Origin of the sequence: Mycobacterium sp. H4Y (assembly GCF_000364405.1) — a bacterium.
Lineage (GTDB): Bacteria > Actinomycetota > Actinomycetes > Mycobacteriales > Mycobacteriaceae > Mycobacterium > Mycobacterium intracellulare.
Genome location: NZ_AKIG01000001.1, coordinates 1904405 through 1917600 on the forward strand (window position 1 = coordinate 1904405; position 13196 = coordinate 1917600).

General features: G+C 69.2%; 8 protein-coding genes. 7 read left to right on the top strand and 1 reads right to left on the bottom strand.

Going from position 1 to position 13196, the window contains the following annotated elements; genetic code table 11:
* Nucleotides 1–180 precede the first annotated feature (180 nt).
* From W7U_RS08575 to W7U_RS08605, 7 genes are all read left to right on the top strand, one after another.
* A complete protein-coding gene (locus tag W7U_RS08575) occupies nucleotides 181–1551 on the top strand; it encodes a hemolysin family protein (protein ID WP_008256959.1) in 1371 nt (456 codons plus the stop codon).
* Nucleotides 1548–2588: a hemolysin family protein gene (locus W7U_RS08580; protein ID WP_008256962.1), complete on the top strand. Its 1041-nt coding sequence runs from the start codon at nucleotides 1548–1550 to the stop codon at nucleotides 2586–2588. The genes W7U_RS08575 and W7U_RS08580 overlap by 4 nt, the downstream gene beginning before the upstream one ends.
* A 312-nt stretch (nucleotides 2589–2900) precedes the next feature.
* Nucleotides 2901–5096 (top strand): malate synthase G, encoded by a 2196-nt coding sequence (locus W7U_RS08585; protein ID WP_008256964.1) that lies wholly within the window; start codon nucleotides 2901–2903, stop codon nucleotides 5094–5096.
* 103 nt (nucleotides 5097–5199) lie between these two features.
* Nucleotides 5200–7308 carry a substrate-binding domain-containing protein gene (locus tag W7U_RS08590; RefSeq protein ID WP_014384757.1) on the top strand — a complete coding sequence of 703 codons (2109 nt, stop codon included), beginning with the start codon at nucleotides 5200–5202 and terminating at the stop codon, nucleotides 7306–7308.
* Between the two features lie 350 nt (nucleotides 7309–7658).
* Complete coding sequence (locus W7U_RS08595) at nucleotides 7659–8549, top strand: oxygenase MpaB family protein (protein WP_008256968.1); 891 nt, start codon at nucleotides 7659–7661, stop codon at nucleotides 8547–8549.
* Between the two features lie 31 nt (nucleotides 8550–8580).
* Nucleotides 8581–9564: an oxygenase MpaB family protein gene (locus W7U_RS08600; protein ID WP_008256970.1), complete on the top strand. Its 984-nt coding sequence runs from the start codon at nucleotides 8581–8583 to the stop codon at nucleotides 9562–9564.
* Nucleotides 9565–9684: 120 nt separating this feature from the next.
* A complete protein-coding gene (locus W7U_RS08605) occupies nucleotides 9685–10329 on the top strand; it encodes a TetR/AcrR family transcriptional regulator (protein WP_014711687.1) in 645 nt (214 codons plus the stop codon).
* 20 nt (nucleotides 10330–10349) lie between these two features.
* Here the strand turns inward: W7U_RS08605 and gcvP are convergent, their stop codons facing one another.
* The gene (gene gcvP, locus W7U_RS08610) at nucleotides 10350–13175 is read right to left on the bottom strand and encodes an aminomethyl-transferring glycine dehydrogenase (RefSeq protein WP_008256976.1); all 2826 of its coding nucleotides are present in this window, start codon (nucleotides 13173–13175) and stop codon (nucleotides 10350–10352) included.
* Nucleotides 13176–13196: the final 21 nt, after the last annotated feature.

Consider the following 13196-nt stretch of genomic DNA (forward strand, 5'->3'; position numbering starts at 1 on the left):
GGCAGCAAAGACGGAAGCAACCGCGTCCGCTCGGTCACCAGGCAGCGAAAGGATCGACGTGCCGCAGGCACCCGCGCAGGCCATCGGCTTGCCGGCGCACGGGCCGTCGGACGAGCCGCCCGATGCGGAGCCTCCCCCGGTCACCGGCCCACCACCGTCGACCCGCGGGCGGCGTAATTCATGAACGTCACCGTCACCGTGATCAGCATTGTGGCGATCGCGGTGCTGATCTTCGGCAACGCCGTCTTCGTCGCCGCCGAATTCTCGTTGACCACCATGGACCGCAGCGCCGTGGAGGCAAACGCCCGCGGCGGCGGCCGCCGCGACCGCTGGATCCGCCGCGCGCACCAGCGGCTGTCGTTTCAGTTGTCGGGCGCGCAGCTCGGGATCTCCGTCACGACGCTGGCGGCCGGTTACCTGACCGATCCGATGGTCGAGGACCTGCCTCACCCCTGGCTGGACGCGCTCGGCATCCCCGACCGGGTCGGCGACGCGATCATGGCCGCGCTGGTGCTGGTGATCGTGACGTCGGTGTCGATGGTGTTCGGTGAGCTCGTCCCCAAATACCTGGCGGTGGCGCGGCCGCTGTCGACCGCGCGCGCCGTAGTGGGGGCTCAGGTGCTGTTCTCGCTGCTGTTGACCCCGGCGATCCGATTGACCAACGGCGCGGCGAACTGGATCGTGCGCCGGTTGGGCATCGAGCCCGCCGAGGAGTTGCGGTCCGCACGGTCCCCGCAAGAGCTGTTGTCGCTCGTGCGTTCGTCGGCGCGCAGCGGCGCCCTGGACGCCTCGACGGCGGCGCTGGTGCGGCGATCGTTGCAGTTCGGCACGCTGAGCGCCGAGGAGTTGATGACGCCCCGCTCCAAGATCGTGGCGCTGCAGACCGACGACACGGTCGCCGACCTGGTGACCGCGGCCGCCGAGTCCGGGTTCTCCCGCTTCCCCATCGTCGACGGCGACCTCGATGAGACCGTCGGCATCGTGCACGTCAAACAGGTGTTCGCGATCCCGCGCGCCGACCGCGGGCGCACGCTGCTGACCACGGTGGCGCAACCCGTCGCGGTGGTGCCCTCCACCCTCGACGGGGACGCGGTGATGGCCGAGATCCGGGCCAACAGTTTGCAAACCGCACTCGTCGTCGACGAATACGGCGGCACCGCGGGCATGGTGACCCTCGAGGACCTGATCGAAGAGATCGTGGGCGATGTCCGCGACGAACACGACGACGCCACGCCCGACGTGGTGCCCGCCGGCACCGGCTGGCGGGTGTCGGGCCTGTTGCGCATCGACGAGGTGGCCGCCGCCACCGGATTCCGGGCGCCCGAGGGCCCCTACGAGACGATCGGCGGATTGGTGCTGCGCGAGATCGGTCACATCCCGGCGGCCGGTGACACGGTGAAGCTTCCCGGCCTGGACGCCGACGGCTTGCTGGACGCGGTGACGCGCTGGCAGGCGCGGGTCATCCGGATGGACGGCCGCCGGATCGACTTGCTCGAATTGACCGAACTGAGCGGTCACGGCGACATTCCCGCGCCGGAGGCACACCGATGAGCGACACCATGGGCGTGCTGCTGGCGTGCCTGCTGATCGCGGTCAACGCGTACTTCGTCGGGGCCGAGTTCTCGCTCATCTCGGCGCGGCGCGACCGCCTCGAAGCGCTGGCGGAACAGGGCAGAGCCGCCGCCGTCACGGTGATCCGCGCCGGGGAGCAGCTGCCGTCCATGCTGGCCGGCGCGCAGCTGGGCGTCACGGCCGCGTCGCTGCTGCTCGGCCGGATCGGTGAGTCGGCGGTCTCGGACCTGCTGCGAACGGGGCTCGGGCTGACCGCGATTCACCCGGCGCTGCTGCACACGCTGTCGTTGGCGCTCGCTCTGGTCATCGTGGTGACGCTGCACGTGCTGTTGGGCGAGATGGTGCCCAAGAACATTGCGCTGGCCGGTCCGGAGCGCACGGCCATGCTGCTGGTCCCGCCGTACCTGGCCTACGTGCGGGCGGCCCGGCCGTTCATCGTGTTCTACGACAAGTGCGCCAGCGTGGTGGTGCGCGCGCTCGGGGTCGAGCGCAAGGAGGAGCTGGAGATCACGGTCTCCCCCGGCGAGCTGAGCGCCATGATCGCCGAGTCCGCGTCCGAGGGGCTGCTGGACCAGGAGGAGGGCACCCGGCTGGCGCGTGCGCTGCAGATCCGCCACCGGGTGGTCGGCGACGTCGCGGTGCCCCTGTCCGGGGTGCGCGCGGTGCCGGTGGCCGGCGCCGGCAAGGGCCCGACGGTCGCAGCGGTCGAGGAAGCCCTGGCCCAGAGCGGCTACTCCCGCTTCCCGGTGGCAAACGTCGACGGCAGCTTCGTCGGTTACCTCCACATCAAGGACGTGCTGACGCTCGACGACGATCCCGAGACGGTGATCGATCTGGCAAAGGTGCGGCCCCTGCCGGGACTGCCGAGGTCGCTGCCGCTGGCCGAGGCGTTGTCGCGGCTGCGCCGCAGCAACAGCCACCTGGCGCTGGTCATCGACGAGATCGGCGCCGTGGTGGCCATGGTGGCGATGGAAGACCTGGTCGAAGACTTCGTCGGGACGATGCGCGAGGCCTAGCGAGACTGGCCCGGCGGGCCCGACCGCGCGCAGCCCGTATGATCTTTCACGGCTACCAGTTAAGAAAGTGCTGGAGGGCGCCGGAGGGCACAGTGCCGCTTGCGCACGGAATGTGCGTTGCTGGACATCGATTCCGGTTACCACCGCAGCATCATTCTTGGGGCTGTCAGCGCGTCCTGACCTGCTGTGGCAGGTCGGCGAATAACGCTCGCCAGGCTGTGCTCGGTAGGCTGATGACATTGCCAATCTGGGCCTTTCTGGTCCCTCGACGGCCCATGGAGGGTCCAGGGCGGCCCATGACGGAGGAGAATCATGACTGATCGCGTGTCGGCGGGGAACTTGCGCGTCGCCCGGGTGCTTTACGACTTCGTGAACGAAGAGGCCTTGCCCGGCACCGATATCGACCCGGACAGCTTCTGGGCCGGCGTGGACAAGGTCGTCACCGACCTCACCCCGAAGAACCAGGATCTGCTGCGCCGGCGTGACGAGCTGCAGGCCCAGATCGACAAGTGGCACCGGCAGCGGGTCATCGAGCCGCTCGACATCGACGCCTATCGCGAGTTCCTCACCGAAATCGGTTACCTGCTGCCCGAACCCGCGGATTTCACGATCACCACCTCGGGCGTCGACGACGAGATCACCACGACCGCGGGCCCCCAGCTCGTGGTGCCGGTGCTCAACGCCCGGTTCGCGCTGAACGCCGCCAACGCCCGGTGGGGTTCGCTCTACGACGCCCTGTACGGCACCGACGTCATCTCGGAGGACGACGGCGCCGAAAAGGGGTCGAGCTACAACAAGGTGCGTGGCGACAAGGTCATCGCCTACGCGCGCAAATTCCTGGACGAGGCCGTGCCGCTGGAATCCGGCTCGTGGGCCGACGCGACCGGTCTGTCCGTCGAGGACGGCCGCCTGAAGGTCGCGACCGCCGACGGTTCCGCCGGCCTGGCCGACCCGGACAAGTTCGCCGGCTACACCGGCGAGCTCGGCTCCCCCAGCTGGTCGGTGCTGCTGGTCAACCACGGCCTGCACATCGAGATCCTCATCGATCCGGACTCGCCGATCGGCAAGACCGACGCCGCCGGCATCAAGGACGTGATCCTGGAATCGGCCGTGACCACGATCATGGACTTCGAGGACTCGGTGGCCGCCGTCGACGCCGACGACAAGGTGCTCGGCTACCGCAACTGGCTCGGCCTGAACAAGGGCGACCTGTCCGAGGACGTCGACAAGGGCGGCAAGACCTTCACCCGGGTGCTCAACCAGGACCGCACCTACTCCACGCCCGACGGCGAGGGCGAGCTGACCCTGCCGGGCCGCAGCCTGCTGTTCGTCCGCAACGTCGGCCACCTGATGACCAACGACGCGATTATCGACGCGGAGGGTCACGAGGTGTTCGAGGGCATCATGGATGCGCTGTTCACCGGGCTGACCGCGATTCACGGGCTCAAGACGAGTGAGGCGAACGGGCCGCTGGCCAACAGCCGCACCGGGTCCATCTACATCGTCAAGCCCAAGATGCACGGGCCCGACGAGGTCGCGTTCACCTGCGAGCTGTTCAGCCGGGTCGAAGACGTCCTCGGGCTGCCGCAGGGCACCCTCAAGGTCGGCATCATGGACGAGGAGCGGCGCACCACCGTCAACCTCAAGGCCTGCATCAAGGCCGCGGCCGACCGGGTGGTGTTCATCAACACCGGCTTCCTCGACCGCACCGGCGACGAGATCCACACCTCGATGGAGGCGGGTCCGATGATCCGCAAGGGCGCGATGAAGGGCACCACCTGGATCAAGGCCTACGAGGACGCCAACGTCGACATCGGCCTGGCCGCCGGGTTCAAGGGCAAGGCGCAGATCGGCAAGGGCATGTGGGCGATGACCGAACTGATGGCCGACATGGTCGAGCAGAAGATCGGCCAGCCCAAGGCCGGAGCCACCACCGCGTGGGTGCCCTCGCCGACGGCGGCCACCCTGCACGCGATGCACTACCACTACGTCGACGTGGGCGCCGTGCAGGAGGAGCTGGCGGGCAAGAAGCGCACCAACATCGACGAGTTGCTGACCATCCCGCTGGCCAAGGAACTGGCCTGGGCTCCCGAGGAGATCCGCGAGGAGGTCGACAACAACTGCCAGTCCATCCTCGGCTACGTGGTGCGCTGGGTCGCCCAGGGCGTCGGCTGCTCGAAGGTGCCCGACATCCACGACGTGGCGCTCATGGAAGACCGTGCGACACTGCGGATTTCGAGTCAGCTGCTGGCGAACTGGCTGCGCCACGGTGTGATCACCGAGGAGGACGTGCGGGCCAGCCTCGAGCGGATGGCCCCGCTGGTGGACGAGCAAAACGCCAAGGATGCGGCGTATTTGCCGATGGCGCCCAACTTCGACGACAGCCTGGCGTTCCTGGCGGCGCAGGACCTCATCCTGACCGGAACGCAGCAGCCCAACGGCTACACCGAGCCGATCCTGCACCGCCGTCGGCGCGAGGCCAAGGCGCGCGCCGCGCAGTCGAATTGAGCCTGCGCTGGAATCGGGTTCGCACGTGTAATAGTGCCGCGGATGACTAAAATCGGCGGCGAGTTCATTCGGATGGAACGACGGAAAGGCCGCGGGCACTGCTATGGGTAGGCACAGTGCGCCCGACCCTGACGACTCCCTCGACGAGCCTTCTCGCGACGACGTGGTCGACGAGCCGTCCCGAGGTGACGACGCAGGACATCAGCAGCGGGACGCCGGCGAGGCGGCCGATTACTACTCGGACGCCGACGACGACTACGCGGACGAGGACTACTACTCGGACGAACGTCGCTATCCCGACGACGATGAGCCCTACGCCGACGACGAGCCGTACGCCGCGGGCGACGCGTTCGCCGACAGCACGGCCGACGAGTACCCGGAGTTTCCGCCGCGCCAGGGCGGACCGGCGAGTTCGGAACCGCCGGCCGAATCCCCCTCGCTGTTTCGCGGCGGGCACCGGGGGCTCGCCGACTGGCGGGGCGGCCATCGCAGCGAGGGCGGTCGCCGCGGCGTCAGCATCGGGGTGATCGTCGCGCTGGTCGCCGTCGTCGTCGTGGTGGGATCGGTGATCCTGTGGAGCTTCTTCGGCGACGTGCTGTCCAAGCGGTCGCACAAGGCGGCCGGCCGTTGCGTCGGCGGTCAAGAGACCGTCGCCGTCGTCGCCGACCCGTCGATCGCCACGTCCGTTCAGGAACTCGCCGAAAGCTACAACAAATCGGCGGGACCGATCGGCGACCGCTGCATGGTGGTCAACGTCAAGCCGGCCGACTCCGACGCCGTGCTCAACGGTTTCATCGGCAAGTGGCCGGCGGAACTGGGCGGCCAGCCGGCGCTGTGGATCCCCGGCAGTTCGATCTCCGCCGCCCGGCTGGCGGGAGCCGCGACTCAGAAGACGATCAGCGAGAGCCATTCACTGGTCAGCTCCCCGGTGGTGCTTGCCGTGCGTCCCGAACTGGCACCGGCCCTCGCCAAGCAGAACTGGGCGGCACTGCCCGGGCTGCAGACCAACCCGAACGCGTTGGCGGGGTTGAACTTACCCGCGTGGGGGTCGCTGCGACTGGCGCTGCCGATGGGCGGCAACGGGGACGCATCGTTTCTTGCCGGTGAGGCGGTCGCGGCCGCGTCCGTACCGCCCGGCGCGCCGGTGCCCCAGGGCACCGGCGCGGTGCGCTCCCTGTTGAGCGCGCAACCCAAGCTCGCCGACAACTCGTTGACCGAGGCGATGAACATGCTGCTGAAGCCCGGTGACCCGGCGACCGCGCCGGTGCACGCCGTGATCACCACCGAACAGCAGCTGTTCCAGCGCGGCCAATCGCTCCCGGATGCCAAGAGCGCCTTGGCTTCCTGGCTGCCGCCGGGTCCCGCGCCGGTGGCCGACTATCCCACCGTGCTGCTCAGCGGTTCGTGGCTCACGCGCGAACAGGCCACGGCGGCCAGCGAGTTCTCCCGCTTCATGCACAAGCCCGATCAGCTGGCCAAGCTGGCGAAGGCGGGCTTCCGGGTCAACGGGGTCAAAACCCCCAGCAGCCCGGTGACCACCTTCCCGACGCTGCCGTCCACGCTGACCGTCGGCGACGACCCGATGCGCGCCACCCTTGCCGAGGCCATGGCCGCCCCGTCGACCGGGCAGGCCACGACGATCATGCTCGACCAGTCGATGCCCGGCCAGGAAGGCGCGAAGTCCCGGCTGGCGAACGTGATTGCGGCGCTTCAGGACCGGATCAAGGCCCTGCCCGCCAGCGCCGTCGTCGGCCTGTGGACCTTCGACGGTCACGAGGGCCGCTCCGAGGTGGCCAGCGGCCCGCTGGCCGACCCCGTCGGCGGCTCCAGCGGCCAGCCACGCTCGGCCGCACTATTGGCCGCCCTGGACAAGCAATACTCCTCGGGCGGCGGCGCGGTGTCGTTCACCACGCTGCGCATGATCTACCAAGACATGCAGGCCAACTACCGTGCGGGCCAAACCAATTCGCTTCTGGTGATCACCTCCGGACCCCACACCGACCAAACCCTGGACGGTCCGGGGCTACAGGATTTCATCCGCAAGAGCGCCGACCCGGCCAAGCCGATCGCGGTGAACGTCATCGATTTCGGGGCCGATCCGGACCGATCGACGTGGGAAGCCGTCGCCCAGCTCAGCGGCGGCAGCTACCAGAACATCGCAACGTCGGCGTCCCCGGAGCTCGCGACGGCGGTCAACGCCTTCCTGGGCTAGCCGGCCCGGCGTCGGTCACGATGTGGCCGCCGGCATCGTGCACGGAAAACCGGAAAATTCGGACACCGTCTATCCAATCGCGGTCGGCTGTGCCACACTCGTGATAGAACAAACCGTTCTTTCTATCAACGTTGATCCAGGAAGACGCAGCGCAACGATATCCTCTGCACCGCTGGACGCCGCCGCGACACCGGCCTTGCGCCCGACCGGACCCCCTTCGGCGACCCGGCGACGCGGGAGCGCCTGGCGCGCCCTGCTCGGCGGCCGCGCGGCACCCGGGCGCGCCCGCCTCCCCTTCGCGCACCGCACCGAATCTCGTTGAGCCGTTGGCCAACCCAGGAAGGCACCCCATGGCCCAGCCCCTGCCCACCGACCCGGAGGACGTCCCGGCCGGACCCGAGCGGCGCGACCGGCGGGCGGACACGGATTCCGCCGACACCTCGTTTCTCGCCGAGGAGATATCGCCGTGGCTGTCCCCCGCCTACGGCGCGGCGAACGTCGTGATGCAGCTGGCGAATTCCGGTGTGGCCTATGGCGTGATGGAAAGCAAGGTGGACAGCGGCAACCTGTACAAGCATCCGTTCAAACGCGCCCGCACCACCTTCACCTACATCGCGGTGGCCATCGCCGGCAACGCACGGGACCGCCGTGTGTACCGGGAGGCCGTCAACGCCGCACACGCCCAGGTGCGCTCCGGCCCGCAAAGCCCGGTGCGCTACAACGCCTTCGACCCGCAGTTACAGCTGTGGGTCGCCTCCTGCATGGCCGCGGTGTTCGAGGACACCCGCAGGCTGCGGGGCGGCCGTTCCCGACGCGACCCCGACACCATCCACCGGGCGGCGTCGGTGTTCGCCACCACATTGCAGGTGCCGCCGGAAATGTGGCCCGCCGACCGCGAAGCCGCAGACCGGTACTGGCAGGAGCAACTCGACCGGCTCGACTTCGACGACCGCATGCGCAGCTACCTGATCGGCATCGCGCGCCTGGATTTTCTGCCCGCCCCCGTCTCGGCGCTGTTCGGCGGGTGGAACCTCTTCATGACGCTGGGGTACCTGCCGCCGCAGCTGCGCGAAAAGCTCGGGTTCGGCTGGACGGCCGCGCAGCAACGCCGGTTCGACCGCTGGCAGCGCCTCCTCGGGGTCCTGGACCTGTTCACGCCGCGGTTCTTGACGCGCCTCGGCGTGCAGGCGGTGGTGTGGGACATGCGTTTGCGGCACCGGATCGGGGCGACCGTCGTGTGACGGCCCACCGACGCGCACAAGGAGGAACGGGATGACGATGACAAGCCGAATCGACCGGCGCGGCAACGCTTCCGCGGCGACGTTCGTGCCCCCCGAAGCGGAATGGAATTCCGCGCACCGGGCGCTGGCCGACGACGTCAGGTGGTTCGCCGGGTCGCCGCTGGCCGCGGCGTTCGGCCGCCTGGCCCTCGACCAGGTCGCGCATCGCGAAATCGCGGCCGCGGTGGACCGCAGCGGACGCTTCGCCGACAACTTCACCGACCGTGGGATCCGCAGTGCGGCGTTCACCGCCCTCGCCGCCTTCGGTGACAGCTCGGACGTGAAGGCGTCGCGGGACGATCTCAAACGGTTGCACCGCGACGTCCGCGGCACGGGAAAGGACTCGTTCAGCGACACCCGCTACAGCGCGCTCAACCCCGAGGTGTGGACCTGGGTGGCCGTGAGCGGTCTCAACCTCTTGTACCAGGGTTATCTGCGGGTGTGCGGGCGTCGCCTCACCCTCGCGGAGAAAGAGGTCGTCTATCAGACCCTGCGTTCGGAACTGCAGTTTCTGGAGCTGCCCAGCAAGCAGGGGAAGCTGCCGGCGACCCTGCACGACATGCTCGAACATTACGACGCCGTCGCGGCAAAAGAGTTGGCCGACAACGAGTTTCTGCAATTCGCCAATCGCAGCTTCGTCGCCCCGCCGATCCCGAAGCTGCTGGTTTCCCGGCAACTGCGGCCCGTGCTGCAAGTGGTCTGGCCGGTGCTGACCACTCTGGCATCGCGCCCGGTGGTCGTGTGTTCGGCCGCCGTCGCCCACCCCACGATGCGCCGGCTGCTCAAGGTGCGGTGGGGCGCGCGCGAGCAGGTCGAGTTCGTCGTCTACGTCGCCGCGTTGCAGCTGGGCTGGCGATGGTTGCCGCGCCGGCTGACGTTGGAACCCCTGGCCTACAACCGCTACCAATACGAGCGGCTCCGCGACCGCTACCGTTCGGTGCTGCTGGATTCCTTCGTGGCGCCCGAGCGGAATTGACCCGCAAGCCCGGCTTTCTCGCGGTGGTGGCGGCGCACCCGCACCGGCGCGCCGCGAATGCCGGTGAATACGCTGATGGAGCGCAGAATTGACCTGATACCCCAACCGGCTGGAGGGCAGATGTCAGACCCCGCGATGCTGCTCGGCGCGCTGCCCGACGGCCTGGCCAGCCTCGATCCGACCGCCCGCACGATCGTCACCGCGGCACGCACCTGCTTCACCGAGCGCGGATTCTCCAACACCACCATGCAGGACATCGCCGACACCGCCGGTGTCGGCGTCGCCACCGTCTACCGCCGGTTTCGGCACAAGCGAAACCTGGTGCGGCTGACCATCATGGACGAATCGCTGCGGCTGAGCACGCTGGTCTCCGAGGTCGCGGGTCGCGCGGGATCACCGGAAGAAGGGATCGCCGAAGTCTTCGCCGCGTTCGTGCACGAGGCCTCCGCCCCCAAGTTGTTGACCCGAAGCATCCGCGAATCGCCCGCCGCCGGGGAGCTGTCCGCCTACCTGACCGACGAGCACCTGATCGCCATGACGCGCGGCTACATCGCGACGTGGCTGCGCCGCTGGCAGGAGCGTGGCGAACTGGCCGCCGACCTGGACACCGAGATCGTCGGGGAGATGATCGGGCGCCTGATCATTTCGCTGATCAAGACGCCCGAGTCCGTCATCCCGATCTACAACCCGAACGAGGCCCGCGACTTCGCCCGCCGATACCTGGTGCCGCTGGCGTTGCAGTCCCCGGCGCGAACGCCGGGGTGATCCCGCACCAGACCCCGCCGTCAGGCGAACGCCTCCACGGGCGGGCACGAGCAGACCAGGTTGCGGTCGCCGTAGGCGCCGTCGATGCGGCGCACCGGCGGCCACACCTTGGGCCGGAAGTCCTTGCCCAGCGGATAGGCGGCCTCTTCGCGGGTGTACGGGTGGTCCCACTCGCCGATGACCAGGCACTCGGCCGTGTGCGGGGCGCCGCGCAGCGGGTTGTCGTCGACGGACCACTCCCCTGCACCCACCCGATCGATCTCGCGGCGAATCGCGATCATGGCCTCGCAGAAGGCGTCGACTTCGGTCAGGGTCTCGCTCTCGGTGGGTTCCACCATCAGCGTGCCGGCCACGGGGAAGCTCATCGTGGGCGCGTGAAAGCCGTAGTCCGCCAGGCGCTTTGCGACGTCGTCGACGGTCACGCCGGTGTCTTTGGTGATGCCGCGCAGGTCCAGGATGCACTCGTGGGCCACCATGCCGTTCTCGCCGGTGTAGAGCACCGGGAAGTACTCGTCAAGGCGACGGGCGATGTAGTTGGCCGAGGTGATCGCGGTCAGCGACGCCGCGCGCAGACCTTCGGCGCCCATCATCCGGATGTAGGCCCAGCTGATCGGCAGGATCGAGGCGGACCCGTACGGCGCCGAGGACACCGGATGCCCGTGGGGCAGCTCGGGGGCGTGCGGGTGCCCGGGCAGGAACGCCGCCAGATGCGAACGCACGGCTACCGGCCCGACGCCCGGCCCGCCGCCCCCGTGCGGAATGCAGAACGTCTTGTGCAGGTTCAGGTGGCTGACGTCGCCGCCGAACTTCCCCGGCCGCGCCAGGCCGACCAGCGCGTTGAGGTTGGCGCCGTCGACATAGACCTGGCCCCCCGCGTCGTGCACCGCGGCACAGATGTCGGCGATGTCGTGCTCGTAGACGCCGTGCGTGGACGGGTAGGTGATCATCAGGGTCGACAGCCGCGCCCCGTGTTCGGCCACCTTGGCGCGCAGGTCGTCGAGGTCCACGTCGCCGTTGGAGTGGCAGGCCACCACCACCACCCGCATCCCGGCCAGCGCCGCCGACGCCGCGTTGGTGCCGTGCGCGCTCGACGGGATCAGGCAGATGTCGCGGTGCGGTTCGCCGCGGCTGGCGTGGTAGTCGTGGATGGCCAGCAGGCCGGCGTATTCGCCCTGCGAGCCGGCGTTGGGTTGCAGCGAGACGGCGTCGTAGCCGGTGATATGCACCAGCCAGGTCTCCAGGTCGGCGATCAGACGCCGCAGCCCGGGGGTGTCGGAGGCCGGCGCGAACGGATGCTGGCGGGCGAATTCCGGCCAGGTGATCGGCTCCATCTCGGCGGCCGCGTTGAGCTTCATCGTGCAGGAGCCGAGCGGAATCATGCTGCGGTCCAAGGCGATATCTTTGTCCGCCAGGGTGCGCAGGTAGCGCATCATCGCCGTCTCGGTGCGGTACTGGGTGAAGGCGGGATGGGTCAGGAACTCCGAGGTGCGGGTGATGACGCCGGCGCACACCGGCTCGGCCGGTTGCACCCCGAAGGCCTCGAGCACCGCGGCGACGTGTTCGTCGGTGGTGACCTCGTCGCAGGCCACCGACACGTGGTCGTCGTCGACGCGCCACAGGTTGATGCCCTTGGCTTTGGCCGCGGCGATCACCTCGGCGGCGCGGCCCGGCACGCGGGCCAGCACGGTGTCGAAGTACTTGTCGTGCACCAGCGCATCACCGAGCGCGGCGGCGATCGCCTCGGCGTGAGCGTGCACGCGGCGCGCGATCGCGGTCAGCCCCTCGGCGCCGTGGTAGCTGGCGTACATCGCGGCCATGACCGCCAGTAGCACCTGCGCGGTGCAGATGTTGCTGGTCGCCTTGTCGCGGCGGATGTGCTGCTCGCGGGTCTGCAGCGCAAGCCGGTAGGCCGGGTTGCCGTCGGCATCCAGCGAGACCCCCACCAGCCGGCCGGGCAGTTGGCGCGCGTGGTTGGCGTGCACGGCCAGGTAGCCGGCGTGCGGTCCGCCGAATCCCATTGGCACACCGAATCTTTGGGTGGTACCGAAGGCGACGTCGGCGCCGATCTCACCGGGAGGCGTGATCAGCGTGCACGCGAGCAGGTCGGCGCCGATCGCGACCAGCGCGCCGCGGTCGTGGGCCTGCTGGACCAGAGCCGTCCAGTCGGTGACCCGGCCGCCGGCGCCGGGCAGTTGGGCGACGACGCCGAAGAAGTCGCCGTCGGGCAGGCCCTTCCGCAGGTCGGCGGTGACGAGCTCGATGCCCAGCGGCTTGGCGCGGGTGGCCAGAATGGCCGCGGTCTGGGCGAAGACGTCGGCGTCGACGGCCAGCCGGTTGCTCTTGCCGCGGGCCGCGCGGTGCATCAGCGTCATGGCCTCGGCGGCGGCGGTCCCCTCGTCGAGCATGGAGGCGTTGGCGACCTCGAGGCCGGTCAGGTCGGCGACCATCGTCTGGAAGTTCAGCAGCGCCTCGAGCCGGCCCTGGCTGATCTCCGGCTGATACGGCGTGTACGCCGTGTACCAGGCGGGGTTCTCCAAGATGTTGCGCAACAACACCGGCGGCGTGAGCGTGTCGTAGTAGCCCTGACCGATCATGGACACGGCCACCGTGTTGGCGTCGGCCAACGCCCGCAACTCTGCCAGCGCCTCGGTCTCGCTGGCCGGTGCCGGCAGGCGGTCAAGTCCCGGCGCGGCGCCGTTGTCGGCGAGCCGATCCAGGATGCCCGCCGGGACCGCCTTGGACGCCAGCTCGTCGAGGGAGTCGACACCGATCACGGCGAGCATGGCGGCGACGGCCTGGCTGTCCGGGCCGATGTGCCGGGCGGCGAACGTGGATTGATCGGGCACTGGAAACTCCTGGGTAGGCGG